General features: G+C 66.2%; 15 protein-coding genes. All 15 read left to right on the top strand.

What is annotated here, in order from left to right; translation table 11 throughout:
- The first annotated feature begins 4 nt into the window (after window positions 1–4).
- On the top strand, window positions 5–265 hold the full coding sequence (locus tag GJV18_RS04665) for an acyl carrier protein (RefSeq protein ID WP_160343542.1): 261 nt from the start codon (window positions 5–7) through the stop codon (window positions 263–265).
- Complete coding sequence (locus GJV18_RS04660; protein WP_160343541.1) at window positions 265–810, top strand: COG4648 family protein; 546 nt, start codon at window positions 265–267, stop codon at window positions 808–810. The genes GJV18_RS04665 and GJV18_RS04660 overlap by 1 nt, the downstream gene beginning before the upstream one ends.
- Complete coding sequence (locus GJV18_RS04655) at window positions 807–2,474, top strand: acyl-CoA synthetase family protein (RefSeq protein ID WP_160343540.1); 1,668 nt, start codon at window positions 807–809, stop codon at window positions 2,472–2,474. The genes GJV18_RS04660 and GJV18_RS04655 overlap by 4 nt, the downstream gene beginning before the upstream one ends.
- Before the next feature lie 93 nt (window positions 2,475–2,567).
- Complete coding sequence (locus tag GJV18_RS04650) at window positions 2,568–3,302, top strand: glycosyltransferase family 2 protein (protein WP_160343539.1); 735 nt, start codon at window positions 2,568–2,570, stop codon at window positions 3,300–3,302.
- Window positions 3,299–4,243 carry an LpxL/LpxP family acyltransferase gene (locus GJV18_RS04645; RefSeq protein ID WP_160343538.1) on the top strand — a complete coding sequence of 315 codons (945 nt, stop codon included), beginning with the start codon at window positions 3,299–3,301 and terminating at the stop codon, window positions 4,241–4,243. The genes GJV18_RS04650 and GJV18_RS04645 overlap by 4 nt, the downstream gene beginning before the upstream one ends.
- Window positions 4,224–5,765, top strand: a complete 1,542-nt coding sequence (locus GJV18_RS04640) for an HAL/PAL/TAL family ammonia-lyase (protein WP_160343537.1) — start codon at window positions 4,224–4,226, stop codon at window positions 5,763–5,765. Before GJV18_RS04645 ends, GJV18_RS04640 begins: the two co-directional genes overlap by 20 nt.
- 89 nt (window positions 5,766–5,854) lie before the next feature.
- Window positions 5,855–6,280: an acyl-CoA thioesterase gene (locus tag GJV18_RS04635; RefSeq protein ID WP_160343536.1), complete on the top strand. Its 426-nt coding sequence runs from the start codon at window positions 5,855–5,857 to the stop codon at window positions 6,278–6,280.
- A 617-nt stretch (window positions 6,281–6,897) separates the two neighbouring features.
- Window positions 6,898–7,482, top strand: a complete 585-nt coding sequence (locus GJV18_RS04630) for an outer membrane lipoprotein carrier protein LolA (protein ID WP_325065254.1) — start codon at window positions 6,898–6,900, stop codon at window positions 7,480–7,482.
- On the top strand, window positions 7,466–9,865 hold the full coding sequence (locus tag GJV18_RS04625; RefSeq protein ID WP_325065240.1) for an MMPL family transporter: 2,400 nt from the start codon (window positions 7,466–7,468) through the stop codon (window positions 9,863–9,865). The genes GJV18_RS04630 and GJV18_RS04625 overlap by 17 nt, the downstream gene beginning before the upstream one ends.
- A 14-nt stretch (window positions 9,866–9,879) precedes the next feature.
- A complete protein-coding gene (locus GJV18_RS04620) occupies window positions 9,880–11,124 on the top strand; it encodes an NAD(P)/FAD-dependent oxidoreductase (RefSeq protein WP_160343535.1) in 1,245 nt (414 codons plus the stop codon).
- A gap of 2 nt (window positions 11,125–11,126) precedes the next feature.
- Window positions 11,127–11,627: a DUF3261 domain-containing protein gene (locus tag GJV18_RS04615; protein WP_160345979.1), complete on the top strand. Its 501-nt coding sequence runs from the start codon at window positions 11,127–11,129 to the stop codon at window positions 11,625–11,627.
- The gene (locus GJV18_RS04610; RefSeq protein WP_160343534.1) at window positions 11,627–12,826 is read left to right on the top strand and encodes a beta-ketoacyl-[acyl-carrier-protein] synthase family protein; all 1,200 of its coding nucleotides are present in this window, start codon (window positions 11,627–11,629) and stop codon (window positions 12,824–12,826) included. Before GJV18_RS04615 ends, GJV18_RS04610 begins: the two co-directional genes overlap by 1 nt.
- Window positions 12,823–13,287 (top strand): hotdog family protein, encoded by a 465-nt coding sequence (locus GJV18_RS04605; RefSeq protein ID WP_160343533.1) that lies wholly within the window; start codon window positions 12,823–12,825, stop codon window positions 13,285–13,287. The genes GJV18_RS04610 and GJV18_RS04605 overlap by 4 nt, the downstream gene beginning before the upstream one ends.
- A complete protein-coding gene (gene fabG, locus GJV18_RS04600) occupies window positions 13,284–14,012 on the top strand; it encodes a 3-oxoacyl-ACP reductase FabG (RefSeq protein WP_160343532.1) in 729 nt (242 codons plus the stop codon). Before GJV18_RS04605 ends, fabG begins: the two co-directional genes overlap by 4 nt.
- On the top strand, window positions 14,012–15,247 hold the full coding sequence (locus GJV18_RS04595) for a beta-ketoacyl-ACP synthase (RefSeq protein WP_160343531.1): 1,236 nt from the start codon (window positions 14,012–14,014) through the stop codon (window positions 15,245–15,247). The genes fabG and GJV18_RS04595 overlap by 1 nt, the downstream gene beginning before the upstream one ends.
- Window positions 15,248–15,295: the final 48 nt, after the last annotated feature.

The raw sequence follows: 15,295 nt of genomic DNA, 5'->3' as shown, positions 1-15,295 counted from the left end.
GCCGATGCAAACCCGTGAAGAAATCTTCGACACCCTGCGTGACGCCCTGGTCGAGCTGTTCGAGCTGGAAGCCGAGCGCATCACCCTGGACGCCAATCTGTATCAGGACCTGGAAATCGACAGCATCGATGCGGTGGACCTGATCGACCATATCAAGCGCCAGACCGGCAAGAAGCTGGCCGCCGAGGAATTCAAGGCGGTGCGCAGCGTCGGCGATGTGGTCGAGGCCGTGTTCCAGCTGGTCAACGCTCCCGCCGCCGAATAATGCGCCGCCTGTTCGCCCTGCTCGTGCTGCTGGCCGGGCTGCTCTACCCCTTTGCCGTGTACTACGGCATGGAGCACCTGTCGCCGCGCCTGTTCGCCCTGCTGCTCGGCAGCCTGTGGCTGGCCCGCGCCCTGACCCAGCCCAGCAAGCCCGGCAGCCGCTGGATGGCCGGTAGCGCCCTGGCCTTCTGCCTGCTGCTGGGCCTGGCGGATACCCCGGAGCTGCTGCGCTGGTATCCGGTGCTGCTCAATGCCCTGCTGCTGGCGCTGTTCGGCCTCAGCCTGAAATTCGGCCCACCGCTGATCGAGCGCCTGGCGCGCCTGAGCGAGCCGGACCTGCCCGAGCGCGCGGTGCGCTATACCCGCAGCGTGACCCAGGTCTGGGCCGGCTTCTTTCTGCTCAACGGCCTGGTGGTGGTGGCGCTGAATCTCTGGGCGCCGCTGAGCTGGTGGACCCTGTATACCGGGCTCATCGCCTACGGCCTGATGGGCCTGCTGTTTGCCGGCGAATGGCTGGTGCGCCAGCGTGTAAGGAGAGATGCATGACCTGGCTGAGCCTTGAGCGGCAGCTGCTGGACGCCCACCCCGGTCGCGCCGTGTGCGCCGATCTGGATCACGCCGCCCTGCGCCAACAGGCCCTGCACCTGGCGGGTGCCCTCAAGGCGCGCAACATCCAGCGCCTGGCCCTGTATCTGGAAGATGCCGGCGAACTGGCCATCGCCCTACTGGGCGCCTGGCGTGCCGGGGTCAGCGTGCTGCTGCCGGCCGACGCCCAGCCCCAGACCCGCCAGCGCCTGGCAGGCCAATGCGACCTGTGGCTGGATAGCCTGGCCGATCTGGATCTGGCTGACGCCCTGCCCCTGGCTGGCGCGGCGCTGGATCTCGACCACTGCCAACTGACCCTGTGCACCTCGGGCTCCAGCGGCGAGGCCAAGCTGATCGACAAGTCCCTGCGCCAGCTGAGCAACGAGATCACTTCCCTGGAGCAGCTATGGGGCAAGCAACTGGGCCAGGCGACCCTCCTCGGCAGCGTCGCCACCCAGCATATCTACGGCCTGCTGTTTCGCCTGCTCTGGCCACTGTGCGCCGGCAGAGTCTTTGCCCGCCGCGCCCAGCCCTTTCCCGAGGATCTACAGCGGGAAAGCTTGGCCAGTGGCAAGGATTTCGCCTGGGTCGCCAGCCCAGCCTTATTAAAAAGAATGGGCGATAACCTTGACTGGAATGCACTCCGGGCGGTGCGCCAGGTCTTTTCCTCCGGCGGAGCCCTGCCCGCCGAGACCGCCGCCGAACTGCAGGCCTTGCTCGGCCAGTGGCCCACGGAAATCTACGGCAGCTCGGAAACCGGCGGCATCGCCTGGCGCCAGGGTGGCGAGCTGTGGACGCCCTTTGCCGGCATCGAACTGGGCCAGGATGACAGCGGCGCGCTGAAACTGACCTCGCCCTACCTACCGGCCGGGCATAGCGAACAGACCGCCGATGCGGTGGAGCTGCAGGCCGATGGCCGCTTTGCCCTGCGCGGGCGCCTGGACCGGATTATCAAGCTGGAAGAAAAGCGTATTTCCCTGCCCATGCTGGAACAGGCGCTACTCAGCCATGAGTGGGTCAGCGATGTGCGCCTGGGGGTTATCCAGCAGGGCCGCGCCTATCTGGGCGCGCTGCTGGCCCCGAGCCCGGCCGGCCTGCATGCCCTGCGCAACCAGGGGCGCAAGACCCTGATCGAAACCCTGCGTCGCCACCTGGGCGAGCATTGCGAAGCCATCGCCCTGCCGCGCCGTTGGCGCCTGCTGGCCCAGCTGCCCTACAACAGCCAGGGCAAGCTGGCCCAGGCTGAGGTGGAGCGCCTGCTGGCAGAGCCACGCCCCACCGCAGTGGCGCCGCTGTCGGCGGTGGAGCAGAACAGCGAATGGCAGCTGGAGCTGGAGGTGCCGCTGGATCTGGCCCACTTTACCGGGCACTTCCCGCAGACCCCGGTGCTGCCCGGTGTGGTTCAGGTGGACTGGGCCCAGCAACTGGCGCGCCAGCTGATCGAGGATCTGCCACCGCGCTTCTGCGGTATGGAAGTGCTGAAATTCCAGCAACTGGTACGCCCCGGCGACCGCCTGCAGCTGAGCCTGCGTTTCGACGCCGAGCGCGGCAAGCTGTACTTCGCCTACCGCAATGGCGAGGCCGCCTGTTCGTCCGGGCGCATCCTTCTGGGAGCGCGGCAATGAAGCACCACGCACTCGACGTAGGGTGGATGGCCGCAGCCATCCACCATGGTGGGCAAGCCTGCGGCGTTGCCCACCCTACGCAGGTACTGGCGCATGCATAAGCCCTGCGCCGTGATCCCGGTGTACAACCACGAACACGCGCTGCCCACCGTGGTCGCCGCCCTGCGCGGCGCTGGCCTGCCTTGCGTGCTGGTGGACGATGCCTCCAGCCCGGCCTGCGCGGCGGTGATGGACGAGCTGGCGAAACAGGACAGCACCCATCTCGTTCGCCTGCCGGTCAACCAGGGCAAGGGCGGCGCGGTCATGGCCGGCCTGCGCGAGGCGCAGCGCCTGGGCTTTAGCCATGCCCTGCAGGTGGACGCCGACGGCCAGCACGACCTGGGCGATGTGGCGCGTTTTCTCGACGCCTCCCGCGCCGCCCCCGAGGCGCTGATCTGCGGCTACCCGGTATACGACGACAGCGTGCCGAAAAGCCGCCTCTATGCCCGCTATCTGACCCATGTCTGGGTGTGGATCAACAGCCTGTCGCTGAGCATTCGCGACGCCATGTGCGGCTTTCGCGTCTATCCCCTGGAGCCCAGCGTGGCCCTGATCGACTCGGCCGGCCTGGGCAAGCGCATGGACTTCGACCCGGAAATCCTCGTGCGCCTGGCCTGGCGCAACCAGCCCATGCACTGGCTGCCGACCCGAGTGCACTACCCCCTGGACGGCCTGTCGCATTTTCGCCTGTGGCACGACAACGCGCTGATCTCGAAGATGCACGCCAAGCTGTTCTTCGCCATGCTGCTGCGCGCGCCATGGATCCTCTGGCGCAGGTGGCGCCGATGAGCGCGCAGCACAACGCCCACTGGGCCCGCCAGGGCGAGCGCGGCAGCTATGCCCTGATGAAGCTCACCGCCGTACTCGCCCGCCTGCTCGGCCGGCGCCTGATCAGCCCGCTGATCCATGCCATCGTGCTGTACTTCTTCGTCTTCGGTGCCCGGGCGCGGCGCAGCATCTGGCAGTACCAGGCAAACCTGGCGGCCTGGAGCGGGCGCACCGAACTGCAGCCCAGTCGGCGCTCGGTGTTCCGCCAATTTATGGCCTTCGCCGACAGCCTGCTGGACAAGCTCGATGTGTGGAACGGCAAGCTCGGCCTGGAGCAGATCAGCCTGATCGACCCGCACGACCTGCGTGGCCAGCTGCATCGCCAGGAACCCGGGCAGCTGCTGGTCGGCGCCCACCTGGGCAATCTGGAAGTCTGCCGCGCCCTGGCCGAACTGGGCGAGCATGTGCAGATGAATGTGCTGGTGCACACCAAGCACGCCGAACAGTTCAACCGCCTGCTCGGTGAGTCCGGCGCCAGCCATGTGCGGCTGATCCAGGTCAGCGAACTGGACCCGGCGCTTATGTTGCAATTATCCAACCGTCTGGAGCGCGGCGAGTGGCTGGCGATTGCCGGCGACCGCGTGCCCCTGCATGGTGGGCGCACTATCAGCGTGGACTTTCTCGGCAAGCCGGCTGCTTTCCCCCAGGGTCCCTGGCTGCTGGCCGGCCTGCTGCAATGCCCGGTCAACCTGCTCAGCTGTCTGAAGGTCGACGGCCGCTATCAAGTTCGCATCCAGCCCTTCGCCCAGCGCATCGAATGGACACGCCGCGAACGCGAGCAGGTGATCCACCGCTGGGCCCAACGCTACGCCGACCAGCTCGCCCAACAGTGCCTGGACGCCCCCCTGCAATGGTTCAATTTTTACCCGTTCTGGAATGAAGATGACGACACATCAGCCTGATCCCATCGTATTTGGCGAGCGCCCCTTGAGCATCGAACAGGTTGTCGCCCTGGCCAACCGCAGCGCCCCGCCCCGCCTGCAAAGCGATGCCGCCTACCGCGAGAAGATCGCCAAGGGCGCGCGCTTTCTCGACAGCCTGCTGGACAAGGAAGGCGTGATATACGGCGTCACTACCGGCTACGGCGACTCCTGCGTGGTGGCCGTGCCGCTGCATCAGGTCGAGGCGCTACCGCGTCATCTGTACACCTTCCACGGCTGCGGCCTGGGCCAGCTGCTGGATGAGGCCAGTACCCGCGCCGTGCTGGCCGCGCGCTTGCAGTCGCTGTGCCAGGGCGTCTCCGGGGTACGGGTGGAGCTGCTGGAACGCCTGCAGGCCTTCCTCGAATACGACGTGCTGCCGCTAATCCCGGAAGAAGGCTCGGTGGGCGCCAGTGGCGACCTCACCCCGCTGTCCTATGTGGCCGCCACCCTGTCCGGTGAACGCGAAGTGATGTTCAAGGGCGAACGCCGCAGCGCCGCCGATGTGCACAAGGAACTCGGCTGGACGCCGCTGACCCTGCGCCCCAAGGAAGCCCTGGCTCTGATGAACGGCACCGCAGTGATGACCGCCCTGGCCTGCCAGGCGTATGCCCGTGCCGACTACCTGCTGAGATTAGCCACCCGCATCACCGCACTCAACGTGGTGGCGCTGGAAGGCAACCCGGAGCATTTCGACGAACGCCTGTTCGCCGCCAAGCCGCACCCGGGCCAGACCCAGGTGGCCGCCTGGCTGCGCCAGGACCTGGCCATCGACGCGCCGACCGCGCCACTGCATCGCCTGCAGGATCGCTACTCGCTGCGCTGCGCGCCCCATGTGCTCGGGGTGCTGGCCGACAGCCTGGGCCTGCTGCGCCAGTTCATCGAAACCGAGCTGAACAGCGCCAACGACAACCCGCTGATCGACGCCGAAGCCGAGCGCGTGCTGCACGGCGGGCACTTCTACGGCGGGCATATCGCCTTCGCCATGGACAGCCTGAAAAACCTGGTGGGCAATGTCGCCGACCTGCTCGACCGCCAGCTCGCCCTGCTGGTGGACACCCGCTACAACCACGGCCTGCCGAGCAACCTGTCCGGCGCGCCGAGCGTCAACGCCATGATCAACCACGGTTTCAAGGCGGTGCAGATCGGCGCCAGCGCCTGGACCGCCGAAGCCCTGAAAAACACCCTCCCGGCCAGCGTGTTCTCGCGCTCCACCGAGTGCCACAACCAGGACAAGGTGAGCATGGGCACCATCGCCGCCCGCGACGCCCTGCGCAGCCTGGAGCTGACCGAGCAGGTCGCCGCCGCCACCCTGCTGGCCGCCAACCAGGGCGTGTGGCTGCGCCAGCGCGACGGCAAGGTGCATATCCCCGCCCCGGTGGCCGCCATGCGCGAAACGCTGGCCGCTGACTTCCCCCCGGTGATCGAAGACCGCGCCCTGGAAGCCGAGCTGCGCCTGTGCCTGGTGCGTATCCGCGAACAGCACTGGAGCCTGTATGCGTAAGCCGGCTCTGGTGCGCGCGGCGCACCCTACGACCAGCACCGCACACCGCGCAGGGTGCGCCGTGCGCACCACCCGCCAAGGAGCCGCCCATGCGTAGCAAAGGCGTATTACAAGCCGAGATCGAGTTGCAGGTGCCCTTCTTCGACGTCGACATGATGGAAGTGGTCTGGCATGGCCACTACGTCAAATACTTCGAACAAGCGCGCTGCGCCCTGCTCGACAAGCTTGGCCACAACTACCGGCAGATGCGCGACGCCGGCTACGCCTGGCCGGTGATCGACCTGCAGGTGCGCTATATCCGTGGCGCCCAGTTCGGCCAGCGCATCCGCGTGCGCGCCGATCTGGTGGAGTGGGAAAACCGTCTGAAGATCAACTACCTGATCATGGACGCCGAAAGCGGTGAGCGCATGACCCGTGGCAGCAGCGTGCAGGTGGCGGTGGAAATCGCCACCCGCGAGATGCAGTTTGCGTCGCCCAAGGTGCTGATCGACGCCGTTGAAAAGGTGCTGGCGTGAACACTTTTGGAGCGGCGTTAGGAAACAGGTTTCGTCCTGTCGGACGAGTTACTTTCTCTTTGCTTGTGCAAAGAGAAAGTAACCAAAGAGAAAGCACACCCCGCATACGGCCCTGGCTGCGCCAGGGTTCCCTCGCACCATCCCTGCTCCAGGGGCACGCTGCGAAGGGCCATCCCTGGCCCATCGCAGCTCTCGCAGCATCCATGCCGCTCAACCCCTTACACAGGGATTCCACTCGGCCTCCTGAGGGGGCCCCGGATCCTGGCCCTACTGGCATCTTTCAAGCTTTAGTTATGCGCTGGCTCGAAAAAAGAGAAATCAAAAGCAACTGCACCAACTCCGGCCTAGCGGCGATGTTGGAGCGGGGAAAGCCCCCGTCAGAAGGCCGAGCGCAATCACCACGCAAGGGGATGAGCCGCATGGATGCGGCGAAAGGCGTAAAGGGCCAGGGACGGCCCTTGTACGCCGGCCCCTGGAGTGGTGATGGAGCGAGGGAAGTCTCGCGCAGCGAGACCCGGATGTCGGGGTGCCCTTCTTTTTGGTTACTTTTTCTTGGGCAAGCAAGAAAAAGTGACGCGCCCGAGGGGGCGCAACCCAAACGCAAACTCACCGCGACAATAGGTCTAACGCTAAGCCTGCTGTTCTTAACCACCCATGCCCATGCCTTCGATTTAGACCAACTCAGCGCCCAGCTGGCCAAACCCGCCGTGGTACGCGGCCCGCTGATCCAGGAAAAGCACCTGCGCGCCCTGCCGCAGCCGCTGACCAGTCGCGGCCAGTTCGTGTTGAGCCGCGACCTCGGCCTGCTCTGGCAGCTGCAAAGCCCGCTCCAGCAGGATTACCGCATCGACGGCCAGGGCATCGCCAAGCGCACGCCCAGCGGCTGGCAGCAACAGCCTGGCCAGGACGTCGCGGCCCAGCAGAGCCGACTGTTTCTCGCAGTGCTTAAGGGCGACCACAGCGGCCTGGCCAAAGACTTCCTGCTGCAACTGAGCGGCACGGCCGAGGCCTGGCAACTGCACCTCACACCCCGCTCGCAGCTACTTAAGCAGATTTTCAGCCGCATCCAGATCGATGGCGGCGCCCTGGTACAGCGCATTGAGCTGCATGAAACCCAGGGCGACCGCAGCGTGCTGCGCCTGCCCGAAAGCCAGGCCGGCGACGCACTGACTGAGCAGGAGCAACGTGACTTTGCCCAGTGAACGCTGGCTGCCGCGCGGCTTTCTGCTGCTGCTCGCTGCCCTGCTGATCCTCGCCGCCTGGCAGTGGCGGGACGGCCCGCCCGTGGCGGCGGATATGCTCGCGCTATTGCCCGAAGGCAGCGGTGATGAACTGGTGCAGCAGGCCGAACAGCGTATGCAGGAGCCGCTCAATCGCGATCTGCTGCTATTGATCGGCCACCCGCAGCGCGACCGGGCGATTGCCCTGGTGCAGCAGGTTGGCGAGCAGTGGCGCGGCAGTGGGCGCTTTGCCCAGGTTCAATGGAGTGTCGACAGCGACCTCGCAGCGCTACGTGACTATCTGCGCAGCAACCGCCTGGCCCTGTTGCCGGCGGCCGATCGCCAGCTGTTGCTGGAGCAGCCGCAGCAGTTGATCGAACAACGCGCCGCCCAGCTGTTCGACACCTTCGCCGGCTTTAGCCTGTTGCCCATCGAACAGGACTGGCTGGGCCTGGGCGCACGCGCGCAGCAGTCGCTGAATCCCGGCAGCCGCATCCAGGCCGACCTGCGCAGTGGCGCACTATTGCTGGAAGACCAGGGCATGACCTGGGCCATGCTGCGCGCCAGCGCCCGGGGTAGCGCCTTCGATATGCAGGAACCGCCGTTGATTGCCGCACAGGTCGCCGCTACCCGTGCACAGATCGAAACAGCCGGCGGCCAACTGCTGGCAGCTGGTGGCGTGTTGTATGCCGCCGCTGGCCAGGCCAAAGCCACCCGCGAGATCAGCCTGATTGGCGGCGGCGCCACCCTCGGTACGCTGCTGCTGTTGCTGCTGGCCTTCCGCCGCGTGCGGGTGCTGGTCAGCCTGCTGCCCATCGGTATGGCCCTGCTCGCTGGCTGCACCGCTTGCGTGCTGGTATTCGGCCAGATCAACGCCCTGACCCTGGTGCTGGGGGCCAGCCTGATCGGGGTCGCCGCCGACTATCCGCAGCACTATTTGAGTAAAAGCTGGAGCAACGCCGCAGGCGCAGACGGCTGGAGCAGCTGGGGCGCATTGCGCGCCACCTTACCGGGTCTGAGCCTGAGCCTGGGGACCAACCTGATCGGCTACCTGGCGCTGGCCTTTACCCCCTTTCCGGCGCTGACCCAGGTCGCGCTGTTCTCCGCCGCCGGACTGATCGCCGCTTATCTGTGCTCGGTCTGCCTGCTGCCCGCCTGGCTGCGTGGCTTGCGCCTTAGCCCATCGCTCAGCCTGCTAAGCCTTAGCCAAGCTCTGCTCAATGGGCGGGCACGTCTGCTGGCCAAGACCTGCAGCGCGCCGCTGCTGGCGCTGTTGCTGCTGTTCTGTGCCGGCGGGCTATGGCAGCTGCATACGCAGAATGATCTGCGCCAGTGGCTGGGCCAGGAACCAGAGCTGCTGGCCGAGGCCCAGCGCATCGCCGAGCTGACCGGCCAGCAGCCCACCAGCCAGTTCTTTCTGGTGAGCGCCGCGAACCCACAGCAGCTGCTGGAACGTCAGGTCGCATTGAGTCAGCGCCTGGATCAGGCGGTGCAGAACGGTCAGCTGCGTGACTACCGCACCCTCAGCCAGCTGGTCGCCCCCGACAGCCAATTGCAGGAATTGCGTGCCGCACTGAGTGAACTGCCGCAGCACTGGCAGCCCCTGCTCGACCTGGGCATCCCGCCGGCTGCGCTGCATAACGAACTGCTGGAACTGCAACAGAACAACCAGGCGAGCCTGGAGCAAGCCCTGGCCAGCCCCCTGGGCGAGGCCTGGCGGCCGTTATGGCTGGGCGCTTATAGCAAAGACGGGGCCGAGGGCGTCGCCGGGCTGGTCAGTCTGCAGGGGCTCGGTGACAGCAGCGCGCTGGCCAGGCTTACAGCCGACCTGCCGGGGGTGCAGCTGGTCGATCGGATCAGCGAACTCAATGCACTATTCAGCGCCACCCAGCTTAGCGCCGCACAGCTGAAGCTGATCTCCAGCGTGGCAATTCTGTTGCTGCTGTGCCTGCCCTTCGGTCTCGGCGGCGCATTGCGGGTGGTCTGCCTGCCGCTGTTGGCGGCGCTGGCAGCGCTGGCCTGCCTGGGTTGGCTGGGCCAGCCGTTGACCCTGTTCAGCCTGTTCGGCCTGCTGTTGATCACCGCCATCGGTGTCGATTACGCCATCCTGATGCGTGAAAATATCGGCGGCCCGGCGGTCAGCCTGCTCGGCACCCTGCTCTCGGCCCTGACCAGCTGGCTGTCGTTCGGCCTGCTGCTGATCAGCGACACCCCGGCGATTGCCAACTTCGGCCTGGCGATCAGCCTGGGCCTGCTGTTCTGTTTTCTCCTGGCGCCCTGGGCTACCGCTCCAACGGACGGCCAGCCGCCTGCGTCAATACAACCTGATGCCGGCCCCGACCGGCGCCCATATGACCATCCCTGAGGCAAAACGCTGCCATGAAGTCTCTTGAAATCGAACAACGCCAAGTCGTAGTCATAGGTGCTGGCCCATCCGGGGCGATTGCCGGGGCGCTGCTCAAGCGTAACGGCCACGATGTGCTGGTGCTGGAGCGCCAGCGCTTCCCGCGCTTCTCGATCGGCGAGAGCCTGCTGTCGCACTGCCTGGACTTCGTCGAGGAAGCCGGGATGCTCGATGCGGTGCGCGCGGCGGGTTTCCAGACCAAGCATGGCGCGGCCTTCGGCTGGGGCGAGCGTTATACCGAATTCGATTTCCGCGACACCTTCACCAAGGGCCAGGGCTCGACCTACCAGGTGCTGCGCGCCGACTTCGACAAGCTGCTGGCCGACCAGGCCGAGTTGCAGGGCGTAGAGATCCGCTATGAAGAGGAAATCTTCGCCGTGGACTTCAGCGGCGACTGCCCGCGCCTGTCGGTACGGCGTCTGGCCGATGGTCACGAGTATCAGGTGGAATGCGCCTTCGTCCTTGACGGCAGCGGCTATGGCCGGGTGCTGCCGCGCCTGCTCGATCTGGATACACCATCGAGCTTCCCGGTGCGCCAGGCGGTGTTTACCCACGTCGAAGACCGCAGCGAAGGCACAGATTTCGACCGCGAGAAGATCCTGATCACCACCCATCCAACACTGAGGGATGTGTGGTTCTGGACCATTCCCTTCAGCAACGGTCGCTGTTCGCTGGGCGTTGTGGCCGATGCCAGCCGTTACGAAGGTCGCCCGGAGGATCTGGACGCCTGCCTCAAGCAGTTCGTCGAGGAAACCCCGTCACTGCACAAGGTATTGAAGAACGCCGTCTGGGACACCCCAGCGCGGCGCATCGGCGGCTACTCGGCCAACGTCAAAACCCTGCACGGCCCGGGCTTCGCCCTGCTGGGCAACGCCGCCGAGTTCCTCGACCCGGTGTTCAGCTCCGGGGTGACCATCGCCATGCGCTCGGCGAGCATGGCGGCTGGCGTTCTGCACCGCCAGCTCAGTGGCGAGACGGTGGACTGGGAGCAGGAATTCGCCATCCCCCTCAAGCGCGGCGTCGACACCTTCCGCGTGTATGTCGAAGGCTGGTACGACGGCAGCTTCCAGGACGTGATCTATTTCGAGAAGGCCCAGCCGGAAATCCGCCGCATGATCAGCTCGATCCTCGCCGGCTACGCCTGGGACGAGAAAAACCCCTATGTGGCCGAGCCGCGCCGCCGCCTGCGGGTGTTGGCCGAGCTATGCGCGGCAACCTGAAGGTGACGCGCCTGCTGCTGGCCGGGCTCTGCCTGCTGCTGAGCGCCTGCGCCGCGCGCACACCGCTGCCGGCCCAGCTGCCGACACTGACCGCACCACTGCCCCTGGCCCTGCAGGTGCAGCGCGAACAGGCCGGTACACGGCAAGACGCCTGGCTGGTGCTGCAGGCCGAGCAGCACGGGCTGCGCGCGTCGCTGTTCGACCCCCTGGGCGTGCCCCTGGCGCGCCAGTCGCTGCGTGATGGGCACTGGCATAACGATGGCCTGCTGCCGCCCAATGCCGAGGCCCGAGAGCTGTTCAGCGCCCTGCTGTTTGCCCTGACCCCGGCAGCGGCCCTGCCCGCGCACTATCCGACCGAGCAGTGGCGCGCGCTGGCCGCCGGGCAGCGCTGGCTTAACCCGGGCTGGCGAATCGGTTACCTTGCGCCCCTGGAATTCACCCTGTACAGCGCGGCCGGCCCGACCTACCGGATCAGCCCGCTACCTGACGACAAGGCACCCTGATGGCGGTTTATCTCAATGCCCTGGGCCTCAACTGCGCCCTCGGCCAAGGCAAGGCCGCCGTGGCCAAGGCGCTGTTTGCCGGCGATGCCAGCGGCATGCGCGCGCAAGGCGGCTGGGTGGCCGAGCGGGCGCTGACGGTGGGCGCCGTGCCGGGCGAACTGCCCGCGCTGCCCGCCTTGCCCGGCCATCCAGCCAGCCGCAATAACCAGCTGCTGCTGGCCGCTGCCCTGGAAATCGAAAGCGAGATCCGCGCCGCCATCGCCCAGTTCGGTGCCGGGCGCATCGGCGTGATTCTCGGCACCAGCACCTCGGGCATCGAAGAAGCCAGCCAGGGCATTGCCCAGCACCAGCAGCACGGCGAGCTGCCGGCCAGCTATGACTATGCCCAGCAGGAGCTGACGGCGCCGGCCGCCTTTCTCAGCGACTGGCTGGGATTGGGCGGCCCCAGCTACGTGATCTCCACCGCCTGCACATCCGGGGCGCGGGCCCTGCTTAGTGCCCAGCGCCTGATCAATCTGGGGCTTTGCGATGCGGTACTCTGTGGCGGCGTGGACAGCCTGTGCCGCCTGACCCTCAATGGGTTTTCCGCCCTGGAGGCCGTTTCGGCCGAACCTTGCCAGCCCTTCTCGGCCAACCGCCAGGGCATCAATATCGGTGAAGGCGCGGCGCTGTTTCTGATGAGCAAGGAAGCGCTGCCCGGCAGCGAGCCGATCAGCCTGCTGGGCGGCGGCGCCAGCTGCGACGCCCACCATATCTCCGCGCCGCAGCCCGATGGCCTTGGTGCCCAGGCGGCCATGGAAAAAGCCCTGACTGCGGCCGGGATCAGCGCCGAGCAGGTCGATTACCTGAACCTGCATGGCACCGCCACCCTGCATAACGACGCCATGGAAAGCCATGCCGTGCAGGCCATATTCCCCAACGGGGTGCCCTGCTCCTCCAGCAAGGCCATGGTCGGCCACACCCTGGGCGCGGCCGGTGCCCTGGAAGCGGCCTTCTGCTGGCTGACCCTGAGCCCATACAACCCGGAGCATTGCCTACCGCCACACCTGTGGGATGGTCAGGCCGACCCGGCTTTGCCGACACTGAATCTGGTCAATACCGGCACGCAACTGAGCACTAAGCACCCGCGCCGTCTGATGAGCAACTCCTTTGCCTTTGGCGGCAACAATATCAGCCTGCTGCTGGGGGACGCGCCATGAGCCAGTGGCCGATCGCCGAGCTGATCCCCCACGCCGCCGATATGATCCTGATCGACCGGCTGCTGCGCTGCGGCGACGAGGATATCGAAACCCAGCTCACTGTCCGCGCTGGCGGCCTGTTTAGCCAGGCCGATGGCAGCCTGCCGGCCTGGGTCGGCATCGAGCTGATGGCCCAGAGCATCGCCGCCTACGCCGGCTACCAGGCACGCCTGGCCGGTGCGCCGGTGGAGCTGGGCTTTCTCCTCGGTACGCGCAAATATGAGTGCAATGTCGAGCGCTTCCCCTTGGGCGCCGAGCTGCATATTCATGCGACCCGCTCGCTGCAGGACGACAACGGCATGGGCGTGTTCGAGTGCCAGCTGCGCGGCCCGGGCATCGAGGCCATGGCCCGTCTCAACGTATTCCGTCCACCCCAGGTGGCCAGCTATCTTCAGGAAGACTTTCAGGAACAGCCTTTATGAGCGAAACCATTCTGGTCACCGGTTCCAGCCGTGGTATCGGCCGCGCCATTGCCCTGCGTCTGGCCAAGAGCGGCTATGACATCGTGCTGCACTGCCGCGCCCGCCGCGAGGAAGCCGAAGCGGTGCAGGCGCAGATTCTTGAGCTGGGCCAACAGGCGCGCATCCTGCAATTCGATGTGTCCGACCGCGTGGCCTGCCGCGCGGCGCTGGAGACCGATGTGGAGCAACATGGCGCCTATTATGGGGTCGTCTGTAATGCAGGGTTGACCCGCGACGGCGCCTTCCCGGCACTGTCCGAGGATGACTGGGACAGCGTGCTACGCACCAATCTGGACGGCTTCTACAATGTGCTGCATCCGCTGACCATGCCCATGATCCGCCGCCGCAAGGCCGGGCGCATCGTCTGCATCACTTCGGTGTCCGGGCTGATCGGCAACCGTGGCCAGGTCAACTACAGCGCCTCCAAGGCCGGCATTATCGGCGCGGCCAAAGCCCTGGCCATCGAGCTGGGCAAGCGCAAGATCACGGTCAACTGCGTGGCCCCGGGGCTGATCGATACCGAGATCCTCGATGCCGATGTGCCCATCGAGGACATCCTCAAGATGGTTCCGGCTGCGCGCATGGGCACCCCGGAAGAGGTGGCCGGCGCGGTGAATTTTCTGATGAGCGAGGAGGCGGCCTATATCACCCGCCAGGTCCTCGCAGTAAACGGTGGGCTGTGCTGATGAACGGATGCAAACGGGTTGTAGTCACCGGCATGGCCGGGGTGACCTCGCTGGGCAGCGACTGGCCGACCATTGCGGCGGCCTTCAAGGCCGGCAAGAGCGGCATCCGCTATATGCACGAGTGGGACAGGTTCAGCGAGCTGAACACCCGCCTCGGCGGTCCGGTGGACGACTTCGTCCAGCCCAAACACTGGAACCGCAAGCAGACCCGCAGCATGGGCCGCGTCTCCAAGCTGGCCGTGTATGCCGCCGAACGCGCCCTGGAGCACGCCGGCCTGCTCGGCGACGAACGCATCCAGGACGGGCGCATGGGCGTGGCCTGCGGTTCCTCCACCGGCAGCACCGACGAGATCAAGGCCTTCGGCAATATGCTGCTCAATTCCGTGGCGGACGGCCTCAACGCCAACTCCTATATCCGCATGATGCCGCACACCACGGCGGCCAATATCAGCATCTTCTTCGGCCTCAAGGGCCGCCTGATCCCCACCTCCAGCGCCTGCACCAGCGGCAGCCAGGGCATCGGCTATGCCTATGAAGCGATCAAGTTCGGCCGCCTGCCGATGATGCTGGCCGGTGGCGCCGAGGAACTCTGCCCCACCGAGGCCATGGTCTTCGATGCGCTGTACGCCACCAGCCTGAAGAACGACGCCCCGCACAGCTCGCCGCGTCCCTATGACAGCGGCCGCGACGGCCTGGTGATCGGCGAAGGGGCCGGCATCCTGGTGCTCGAAGAGCTGGAACACGCCCTGGCCCGGGGCGCCACCATCCACGCCGAGATCGTCGGTTTTGGCTGCAACGCCGATGGCCAGCACGCGACCAAGCCGGTGCAGGCGACCATGCGCGGGGCCATGGAGCTGGCGCTGCAGGATGCCGGCCTGGCGCCCGCCGCCATCGGCTATGTCAACGGCCACGGCACCGCCACCGAGCAGGGCGACGTGGCCGAGACCCTGGCTACCCAGGAACTGTTCGGCAGCCAGATGCCGATCAGCTCGCAGAAAAGCTACCTGGGCCACACCCTGGGAGCCTGCGGCGCGCTGGAGTCCTGGTTCAGTATCGAAATGATGAATTCAGACCGTTATGTGCCGACCCTGAACCTGGACGAGATCGACCCGGCCTGCGGCGAGCTGGACTACCTGCGCGGCGAGTTCCGGGCGATGCAGCATGAGTATGTGATGAACAACAACTTTGCCTTTGGTGGAGTCAATACTTCGCTGATCTTCAAGCGCTGGGCTTGAGCGCGAGCTGGATTACACTGACTTTTTTGCGCAACACCCTGACCTGAA

The sequence above is a fragment of the Pseudomonas xionganensis genome, from assembly GCF_009763245.1.
GTDB lineage: Bacteria > Pseudomonadota > Gammaproteobacteria > Pseudomonadales > Pseudomonadaceae > Aquipseudomonas > Aquipseudomonas xionganensis.
The sequence above is the reverse complement of the archived record's forward strand: the minus strand, read 5'-3'. Positions and strand labels throughout refer to the sequence as shown.